Genomic DNA, 10,035 nt, shown 5'->3' on the forward strand with positions numbered 1-10,035 from the left:
AGCACGGCGTTCACGCAGGCATCGAGCGCGCGGCTTTGCAGGCGCAGCGCCAGTTCGGCGCGCTTGCGCTCGGTCGTGTCGTCGTACGAACCCAGCACGCCGATAATGCGCCCCGCCCCGTCGAGCAGCGGCATCTTGCTGGTGATCGACGCACGCACTTCGCTGTCGCGCTCAACGTCGCATTCCAGGTTCATCAGCGGCTCGCCTGTCGCGATAACCCGGCAGTCATCCTCCCGAAGTTGCACGGCCGAGCGCCACCAGGGCAGTTCGGCGTCGGTCATGCCGACGACCTGTTCTTTGCTGGCGAGATTGGCATCGCGGGCAAACGCGGAATTGCAGCCCAGATACCGCGATTCGCGATCTTTCCAGAAGATCCGCTGCGGAATATTGTCGATAAGCGATTCCAGCATCTGCTTCGAACGCCGTGCCTCGGTCTCGGCATTGATACGGTCGGTGACGTCGTTGGCGAGCATGAATATGCCCGGATGCCCCGAATAGGTCAGCGCGTGCGACGAGATGTCAGCGCTCACCTGCGAGCCGTCGCGACGCTTGTGCCGCCAGACGCCCGCCGGCCGTTGTGCGCCCGTCTGGCGCGGCTGATTGCCGGTGTGGCGTGCGAGAAGCGTGGCGAACCGGTCGAAGTCGCCGTCGGCGTGCAGGTCGCGCACGCTCATCGACAGGAATTCGAGTTCGTTGTAGCCGTAATGCGCGAGCGCTGCCGGATTCACCGCAACAAAGCGATACGTCGCGGCCTCGACAATCCACATGGGCACCGGATGCGCGTCGAACAGATCGCGGAAACGCTCGTTGCTGCGCTGCATTGCCCGGGCAATGCGCAGCTTGTCGTGCGCCGATTTTTCGTGGCGCGCGAAGGTGTAGATCAGCGCGGCACCGCCGGCGAGCATCGTGAGGATCAGCAGGATCACCGCGCGGCGCGACGCCAGCGCGGATTCATTGAGCGCCACCGCGAGCGAATCGGCTTCCCTCGCGCGCAGCACTGTCAGTTCGACATCGAGGGACTGCTGATCTTCCGCGAGTCGGCGGACTGCTTGCCTCGTCCAGTCGCGGGACGCGCCAGGTGCGTCAATGGCGGCGCGTTCGAACGCCGATTGAGCGTCGCGTTTCGCGATGCGCGCGCTTTCGCCGAGCAGGTAGAACGCGCCTTTCATGTCAGGTTCGTAATCGATCTGGGCGCGCAGGCCGCTTTCCAGGGCATTGATATGCGCTGCACGCGCCTCGCGCACGTCGACCGGCGTGAGTACGCCGCTTGCCTCGTACCAGCTGATTTCCGGGAGGATTTCACCCAGAGCGCTGCGATACGCGTCAAGGTCGCGCATCAGGCTGAGCGAGCGCCGCGTGCGCGCATCGGCATCGCTTTGGCGGTCGATTTGCTGGTACGCGACGAACGCGTTCGCCCCCATGGCGATCAATACGACGGCCAGGTTCACCAGCAAGCGGCGGGAAAAGAATGAGTTCATGTGGGTTCGATCGCCGTCCGGGAGGCGGGGCTGGGAAGACGGGGCGCGCGTCTTCGCATCGATTTCCGTGCATCGATAGCTAATTATCGGCAGGCGTTCGGGGGAGTTTAGGGTAGGCGCTTAAAAGACGCGTTTTGAGGGGCTGCACGTGCGTGGCGAGCGAAAGGCGCATTGCTTTTGTCAGGTTCGCTCGCCGCCGGACTTCTCAGATTTGTCAGGTTTGGGGCACGGAACAAGCCGATTCTGATGCCGGCTTTTAACCGGTTTCCCTGGCATCCGAGTTCGTGCAAGGGACATCTGCCAGCCCGTTTTCACCACTGGCAGCCCCACATGCTCAACGAAGTCGTCCTTTAGTCGGCTAGACCGAACTCCCGCATCGCCGGAACGAAGTCGTGGTTGACATCGGCCTTGCGCGATAACTTCGCCAGCGCATAACGCTGGAACCGCGATAGCTCCGACCACCGGCCAAGACTCGGCGAGCCGATCCCGCACAAACTGCTCTGGCGAATCACGGTTTCTGGCACGACGTCGGTGTGCGCCCAGATCGGATCGCTATCGGGTGCGAATGTCTCCGGCGCGGCATCGGCGTGGGTTCGCAGCATCTCGGCGAGCGCCTGGTCGAAGTTGGTTTCGATCGCAGCGTCGTCTTCAACAGGAAAGCGCGCGAGCAGTTCCCGGTCGCTGTGCGGCAGCCTTCTCCACTGATCGAGTGAAATGCGCTGGCCAAAGCGGTCCAGGTTAAAGCGCACGACGAGCGGAATGAAGCTCAGATTCTCTGTCGACTCCAGTTCGAATCCGAACAGGCGCGGAGCGTCGTAAAGTGCCATGAGGTGCCTCGTTGGCGTGATTGGACAAGGAAAGCGGGTGAGGCCGCGGTAGGTTATCGTAGGGCCTTGAACGACTTGTAGTGTGTCTGCTGCCCCATAAAGGAGCAAGCGTTGTGCCCGAATTTATCTCGACAATACCCATGAGAAGAGTCTAGAACGCGACATCGAAAGCAATCAGCAAGTGAGCCATGCAATGAATGACACAGACATCGATGATCAACCGGGCTACGTACAACGCCCCGTGCGGCGGCACCGGCTGGGCGAAACACGCGACGCCGCCGACGATGTCGGCCAGGAATGGCCCGTCGCGCTCGTGTACAACGGCATTTCGCACGCGGTCATGATGTGCACGCCGCGCGACCTGGAAGCGTTCGCGGTGGGCTTTTCGTTGACCGAAGGCATTGTGGAGCGCGGCAGTGACATTCACGACATCGAGGTATTTTTCCACGATACCCCCGCCGGCGACACCTTGCCACACGCTGAAGTGCATCTGCAGGTGGTGCAGCAGGCATTTGTCGCGCTGAAGCAGAAGCGCCGGGCATTAGCCGGACGAACGGGCTGCGGGGTGTGCGGGATCGAGAGTATCGACTTGCTGGATCTTGAGCCTGAGCGTGTACCCGATACCGGCTTTCTGAGCCGTCTTGCGAGTGACGCGATTGCTCACGCTGCGCATGAATTGCCCGCGCATCAGCAGTTATCGAAGCTGACGGGCGGACTGCATGCCGCCGCCTGGTGCGACGAAAGCGGCGCGGTCAAGTACGCATTCGAAGACGTGGGACGCCATAACGCGCTCGATAAACTGATCGGGCATCTGGTGCTGCAACGCGTGGACACCACGCAAGGTTTCGTATTCCTTTCGAGCCGGGCAAGTTATGAACTCGTGCGCAAGTCGGCGCGGGTCGGCGTGCCCATGCTCGTCACTATTTCCGCACCTACGTCGCTGGCAATTTCCATCGCTGAAAAGGCGGGGTTGCGGCTGGTGAGTTTTGCGCGAGAGAACGGGTTTGTGGAATATGGGCGCGTGGACGGCGCAGCGAATTAACCCGCGGTTTGTCGGCACGTCAGCCGTGCCGACGCTTCGACGCCCCAACATCGTACCCTCCAGCGTCATCCGATAACCCTGTCATCACCGCGCCCCACCCTGCCGACCAATCGGCACGGCTGCGCCATGCGCACGCGCCGGATTCTTCAACCCCGCCGTCCTCAACGACAACATCCCCTTCTTAACCGCACGGCTGCCAAATCCTATCGATCCATCGAACGGCGCCCGCCTTGCCGGCGTGCACGCGGCAATTTTCCGTCGACCGGAAAAGCCCAACGCCGGATACGAACGCGCGACGGCCACATCTGGCGACTAGGGAAAGCCATGAGACCGAATTGGAGATTGTAAATAGATTCCTCACACAAATGAAAGCGGGCTGAAAGTACGCAGGACTTACGATTCATCCGCTTAATCATAAACACTACAAACTATTTGTGGAGGAAGACATGAACATACTGAAAACGGGCCTGTGCGTACTGGCGAGCGCTTGTGCATTCCTCGCGGGAACCGTCCACGCACAAGCCCCGCCAGGATATCCCGCGGCGTACCAGAGCGTTATTGACGACGCCAGGAAGGAAGGCAAGCTGATCATCTACGCGGCTACCGACACCTCCTTGATCCGCTCGTTACTCAAGGATTTTGAAGCCATGTACGGCATCAAGATCGAGTACAACGACATGAACAGCACCGAGCTGTACAACCGCTACATCAGCGAAAACGCGGCGAGCAGCATGAGTGCCGACGTGCTGTGGAGTTCGGCCATGGATCTGCAGTTGAAACTGGTGAACGATGGCTTGATGGCGAGCTACGCGTCGCCGGAAGCGTCCAGCATCCCGCAGTGGGCGCAATACCAGCAGCAGGCTTTCGGCACGACCTACGAGCCGCTTGCGATTGTCTATAACAAGCGCCTGATATCACCCGGCGAGGTGCCACAGACGCGCGCTGCGCTGATCAATTTATTGCAGACACAGCCCGCGAAATACAAAGGCAAGATCACCACCTACGACATCGAAAAAGCAGGCGTCGGTTTCAACGCACTCACACAGGATGCACGCGTGAATCCGCAGATGACCTGGCAGCTAGTGGAAGCCATGGGTGCAACCGGCCCCAAGCTGCTGTCGAGCACCGGCGCGATGATGGAGCGAATTTCATCGGGCGAAAACTTGATTGGATACAACATTCTCGGATCATATGCATTCTCTCGGGCCAAGAAAGACCCGACGATTGGCTACGTTTATCCGAAGGATTACACGCTCGTGGTGAGCCGCCTCGTGACGATTTCGAAGAAGGCAAAGCATCCCAACGCCGCAAAACTGTGGGTCGATTACCTGCTTTCAAAGCGCGGCCAGACCCTGATCGCCAATCAAGCCAATCTGTTCTCGATCCGCTCGGACGTTGACGGTGAAACGTCGATGGTCGCTCTCCAGCAACAGCTCGGCGACTCGCTCAAGCCCATCCCCATTGGTGCAGGGCTGCTGGTCTATCTGGATCAGGCAAAGCGGCTCGAATTCATGAAACGCTGGCAGCAGGCCATCAAGCGTTAAGACGAGCCCGAACCCGCTTCGTGCCCGCGCGCTCACGCGGGCAATGCCCACTGCAACCCTTTTCTTGACGCGCCTTTTAAAGCGCAGGGGAAACGCATGCCAGATACAAGTACAACCGCTTCGCCGCCGGTCCTGATGCCCGGTGGCGAACGCAAGGTTCCTCAACTCGCCGTCGGCAGATGGCGCGGCTTGACTGCCATGTTCCGCTGGTCCGTGATCGTCGTGCTGACGGTGGTGGTGTTGATGCCGCTATCGTTCATCGCATTCCAGAGTCTTCTGAACACGCCTTTCTTCGACGCCAACCGAAGCTTCGGCATAGGCGCCTTCCAGTTTATTTTCGATGACCCCGACTTCTGGCTGGCGCTGAAAAACTCGCTGATCATCGCAGGCGGCATGCTGTTTATCGCGGTTCCGCTCGGCGCCGTACTCGCGTTCCTGATGGTCCGCACCGATTTGCCTGGCCGTCGCTGGATCGAACCCATGCTGCTCACGCCAGTCTTCATCTCTCCAATGGTGCTGGCCTTCGGCTACGTCGTCTCCGCGGGCCCGGTGGGGTTTTACTCCGTGTGGTGGAAGACCTTGTTCGGAGTGGAAGAGGCGCCCTGGTCTATCTACACCATGTCGGCCATCACGCTGATCGTCGGCCTTACCCATGTGCCGCATGTGTACCTGTACTCGTCGGCGGCGCTGCGCAATCTTGGGTCCGACGTGGAAGAAGCAGCGCGGATTGCGGGCGCGAAACCGTTCCGCGTTGCGTGGGACATCAGTTTGCCGATGACCATGCCTGCACTGCTGTTTGCCGGCGTGCTGGTGTTCTTCCTGGGTTTCGAGGTATTCGGACTACCGCTCGTACTCGGCGACCCTGAAGGTCATCTGGTCCTGGCGAGCTACCTGTACAAACTGACCAACAAGCTGGGTGTGCCGTCGTATCACCTGATGGCCGCAGTCGCGGTCTGTATCATCGGAATCACGTTTCCGCTCGTGTTGTTGCAACGGCATTTGCTCAAGAATGCTAATAAATTCGTCACGCTCAAGGGCAAGGCGGATCGTCAGTCTGTTTTGCCGCTTGGACCGTGGCGCTGGGTTGCGTTGGCGATCGTCGGCATCTGGCTTTTTCTCACTGTATTCGTGCCGCTGTCCGGCATCGTGCTGCGCTCGTTCGTCACCAACTGGGGCGTAGGCGTCAGTCTCATCGATGCCCTGACCATCGCCCACTTCACCGACCTCTTCGAGCAGGACAACCTGGTCCGGGCCATATTGAACACGCTTGGCATCGGCGTGTTCGGCGGAGCGCTTGCCGTGGCTTTTTATGCACTGGTGGCGTTCGCCGGTCATCGACACAACGACTGGGGCACCAGGCTGCTCGACTATCTGGTTCTGCTGCCGCGCGCAGTGCCGGGTCTGCTCGCCGGTCTGGCGTTCCTGTGGATCTTCCTGTTTGTACCGGGTGTCAAGGAACTCAAGAACTCGATGTGGAGCATCTGGATCGCGTACACGGTCGTCTGGCTCGCCTACGGCATGCGGCTGATTCAAAGCGCGTTGCTGCAGGTGGCGCCCGAACTTGAAGAGGCTGGCCGCAGCGCGGGCGGCACGCGCACTCGCGTGAGTCTGGATGTGACGCTGCCGCTCGTGCGCTTTGGTTTGCTCAGCGCGTGGTTACTTATCTTCATGATTTTCGAGCGCGAATATTCGACCGCCGTTTACCTGCTTTCGCCGGGCACCGAGGTCATCGGCGCGCTGCTTGTCTCCATGTGGGCGGCGGGCGCAGTTGATCAGGTCGCGGCGCTTTCAGTCATCAACATTGCAATGGTCAGCGTCGGTCTCGGCGTGGCATTGCGCTTCGGAGTGAAACTTCGTGGATAAGCTCATTGTCGAGAACCTCTTCCTCAGCTACGGTACCAATCCGATCCTGAAGGGTGTTTCGTTCGAATTGAAAGCCGGGGAAGTCGTGTGTTTGCTGGGGGCATCCGGAAGCGGCAAGACCACCTTGCTGCGTGCGGTTGCCGGTCTCGAACAACCATCGGACGGCCGCATCAGCCTGGATGAAAAAGTCTTCTTCGATAGCACCAGCCATACCGATTGCCCGGTCGAACAGCGCTCGCTCGGTCTTGTCTTCCAATCCTACGCGCTGTGGCCGCATCGCACGGTAGCGGAGAACGTGGGGTATGGACTGAAGCTGCGCAAGGTTTCTGGCAGCGAACAAAAGCGCCGCGTGCAGAGCGCGCTCGACCAGCTCGGCCTCGGGCAGCTTGCGGAGCGTTTCCCCTATCAACTATCGGGCGGACAGCAACAACGCGTCGCCATTGCACGCGCTCTGGTCTATAACCCGCCCGTGATCCTGCTCGACGAACCGCTTTCCAATCTCGATGCAAAGTTGCGTGAAGAAGCGCGCGCCTGGCTGCGAGAGTTGATCGTGTCGCTGGGTTTATCGGCGTTGTGCGTGACCCACGATCAGACCGAAGCCATGGCCATGTCCGATCGAATCCTGCTGCTGCGCAACGGACGGATTGAACAGGAGGGTACGCCGGCCGAACTCTATGGCTCGCCGCGCTCGCTCTACACGGCGGAATTCATGGGCAGCAATAATCGGATTGATGCAACGGTCACGGCAATCAATGGCGAACAGGTCACCTTATCGGGCGATGGTTTCGAACTGCAAGCGCATGCCAGGGAAGCGTTGCACGCCGGGCAAACCGCGCAAGCCGTGATCCGTCTCGAGCGTGTACAAGTCACCGATGGCCCCGGCGCCAATCGCTTGCAAGCGCAGCTAGTGACGTCGATGTACTTGGGCGATAGATGGGAATACCTCTTCCATCGCGGAGAAATGCGCTTCCGTGCGTTTGGTCAAACGCCGCGCGTCGCCGGTGAACACTGGGTCGAGTTTCCGGCGAACGACTGCTGGGCATTTGCAAAGGCGAGCTAAACCGGCACTCGCTAATCCATCGAACTGCAGTTGGCGCCAAGCGCCGGCTTGCAGTTCGGTTCCGGGCCATTGATAAGCCGCAGGCCAATCCTCACTTAAACCGGCTGAAATCCGGCTTGCGCTTCTCAAAGAAAGCCGTGAACGCTTCCTTCGCTTCGGGCGCGGTCAGCATATGGGCGAAGTGCTCCGCCTCTGCCGCCATCTGTGCGATGACTTCTCCAGCCTGAGCGCCCTTCATTAACGCCTTGGTCGCCTTCAGCGATGCCGGCGGCAACGCGGCGAGTTTCTTCGCCTGTTTCATAGCGAAGTCGTCCACTTCTTCCGCCGATAAAACCCGGTTCACGATCCCCATATTCGCGGCTTCAGCGGCATCGAACGGTTCGCCCAGCAGCAGTTTCTCCGCCGCGCGCTGATAACCCGCAATGCGCGGCAACAGCAAACTCGACGCCGCCTCCGGACACAGCCCGAGTTGGACGAATGGCAACGCGAACTTCGCTGTCGACGCTGCATAGACCAGGTCGCAATGCAGCAGCATTGTCGTGCCGATCCCTACAGCCCCGCCCGCCACCGCTGCCACCACCGGCTTCTGCGCGGTGCTGATGCGGCGCAGGAACTGGAACACCGGCGCATCCGGGCCAGCAGGCGTCGCCTTCATGAAATCCTCGAGATCGTTACCGGCGCTGAACGTATCGCCCACTGCGCGAATCAGCACGACGCGCACGGCGGGGTCGTTTTCGGCATCGAAGAAAGCGTCGGCCATCGTTTGGTACATCGCGGCCGTCAGCGCGTTCTTTCGGGCCGGACGGTTGATGGTGATGCTCAGCACGCCGTCGACGTGTTCGGTGATGATGTCCATTCCTGTCTCCTGAACGAATCCTGAATTCTGAACGAATCCTGAATGAAGCAACGGTTCGCGAACCGGGTGGTGCGCGAACCGTTGTTTTACTTTGGCTAATAAGCGCTTACATCCGTTCGATAATGCCCGCCGCGCCCATGCCCGTTCCCACGCACATGGTCACCATGCCGTACTTCAGGTTGCGCCTGCGCAAGCCGTGCACGACCGTCGCGGCACGAATGGCGCCGGTCGCGCCAAGCGGGTGACCCAACGCGATCGCGCCGCCAAGCGGATTGATCTTCGACGGGTCGAGTCCCAGGTCCTGAATCACAGCCAGGGATTGCGCCGCAAACGCTTCGTTCAGTTCGATCCAGTCGATATCGTCCTGAGTCAATCCCGCTGCTTTCAATGCTGCAGGAATGGCTTCCTTCGGCCCGATGCCCATGATTTCCGGCGGCACGCCACGCACCGCGAAGCTCACGAAACGCGCGAGCGGCGTCAGGTTGAATTGCTTCAGGATCTTCTCGCTGACCACGATCAACGCGCCTGCGCCGTCGGAGGTCTGCGAGCTGTTGCCGGCCGTGACCGAACCCTTCGCGGCGAAGACGGGGCGCAGTTTGGCGAGCCCTTCCATCGTCGTGTCCTGACGTGGACCTTCGTCGTTCTTGATCTCGCGCGAATTGACGCGAATCTCGCCCGTTGCCAGATCCGGGAAGCGTTCGTTCAGCGTGAACGCAGCGATTTCATCGTTGAATTCGCCGGTACGCTGCGCTTCCAATGCGCGTCGATGCGATTCCACCGAGAACGCATCCTGCGCTTCGCGGCTGATTTTCCAGCGCTCCGCCACGCGTTCGGCGGTCAAGCCCATACCGTAAGCAATGCCGACGTTCTCGTCACGATCGAAGATATGCGGCGACAGTGATGGCTTGTTGCCCATCATGGGCACCATGCTCATCGACTCGCATCCGCCCGCGATCATCACGTCCGATTCACCGACGCGAATCCGGTCGGCGGCCATCGCCAAAGCGGTCACGCCCGATGCGCAGAATCGGTTCACGGTCACGCCGCCAACCGAGTTCGGCAAGCCGGCCAGCAACGCGCCGATGCGGGCAACGTTCAGGCCTTGCTCGCCTTCGGGAATCGCGCAACCGATGATTGCGTCTTCGATCAGCTTCGTATCCAGCCCCGGCACTTGTCCTACGGCTGAACGAATCGCGTGGACGAGCAGTTCATCCGGCCGCGTGTTCTTGAAGATGCCACGCGGCGCCTTGCCGATAGGCGTCCGGCTCGCGGCGACAATATATGCGTCCTGCACTTGTTTGCTCATTTGCAGCTCCAGTCGATATGCGCGCGCGTTAGTTACGAACCGGCTTGCCGGTTTGCAAC

Annotated in this window: 8 protein-coding genes; 4 read left to right on the top strand and 4 right to left on the bottom strand. The window is 60.3% G+C overall.

Features of this window, described 5'->3' with window-relative positions; genetic code table 11:
• The coding region (locus JWR14_RS19010) for a PAS domain-containing protein (RefSeq protein ID WP_299709789.1) at positions 1-1,478 on the bottom strand (1,478 nt) is incomplete at its 3' end.
• A gap of 350 nt (positions 1,479-1,828) precedes the next feature.
• On the bottom strand, positions 1,829-2,305 hold the full coding sequence (locus JWR14_RS19015) for a nitrate reductase associated protein (RefSeq protein ID WP_299709791.1): 477 nt from the start codon (positions 2,303-2,305) through the stop codon (positions 1,829-1,831).
• 193 nt (positions 2,306-2,498) lie between these two features.
• Between JWR14_RS19015 and fdhD the strand changes: the two genes are divergently transcribed.
• The 4 genes from fdhD to JWR14_RS19035 all read left to right on the top strand — a co-directional run bounded on the left by fdhD (position 2,499) and on the right by JWR14_RS19035 (position 7,814).
• Positions 2,499-3,347 (top strand): formate dehydrogenase accessory sulfurtransferase FdhD, encoded by an 849-nt coding sequence (gene fdhD / locus JWR14_RS19020; RefSeq protein WP_299709793.1) that lies wholly within the window; start codon positions 2,499-2,501, stop codon positions 3,345-3,347.
• A gap of 446 nt (positions 3,348-3,793) precedes the next feature.
• Entirely contained in the window at positions 3,794-4,891 is a 1,098-nt protein-coding gene (locus JWR14_RS19025) for an ABC transporter substrate-binding protein (protein ID WP_299709795.1), read from the top strand.
• Between the two features lie 198 nt (positions 4,892-5,089).
• A complete protein-coding gene (locus tag JWR14_RS19030) occupies positions 5,090-6,754 on the top strand; it encodes an iron ABC transporter permease (RefSeq protein WP_299709802.1) in 1,665 nt (554 codons plus the stop codon).
• Entirely contained in the window at positions 6,747-7,814 is a 1,068-nt protein-coding gene (locus JWR14_RS19035; RefSeq protein ID WP_299709797.1) for an ABC transporter ATP-binding protein, read from the top strand. Before JWR14_RS19030 ends, JWR14_RS19035 begins: the two co-directional genes overlap by 8 nt.
• Positions 7,815-7,905: 91 nt before the next feature.
• On the opposite strand, the gene JWR14_RS19040 is transcribed toward JWR14_RS19035, so the two are convergent.
• Positions 7,906-8,670, bottom strand: coding sequence for an enoyl-CoA hydratase (locus JWR14_RS19040; RefSeq protein WP_299709799.1), 765 nt, complete (start codon positions 8,668-8,670; stop codon positions 7,906-7,908).
• A gap of 106 nt (positions 8,671-8,776) precedes the next feature.
• Positions 8,777-9,976 carry an acetyl-CoA C-acyltransferase gene (locus JWR14_RS19045; protein ID WP_299709801.1) on the bottom strand — a complete coding sequence of 400 codons (1,200 nt, stop codon included), beginning with the start codon at positions 9,974-9,976 and terminating at the stop codon, positions 8,777-8,779.
• Positions 9,977-10,035 lie beyond the last annotated feature (59 nt).

It is taken from the genome of Caballeronia sp. (assembly GCF_028292365.1).
GTDB lineage: Bacteria > Pseudomonadota > Gammaproteobacteria > Burkholderiales > Burkholderiaceae > Caballeronia.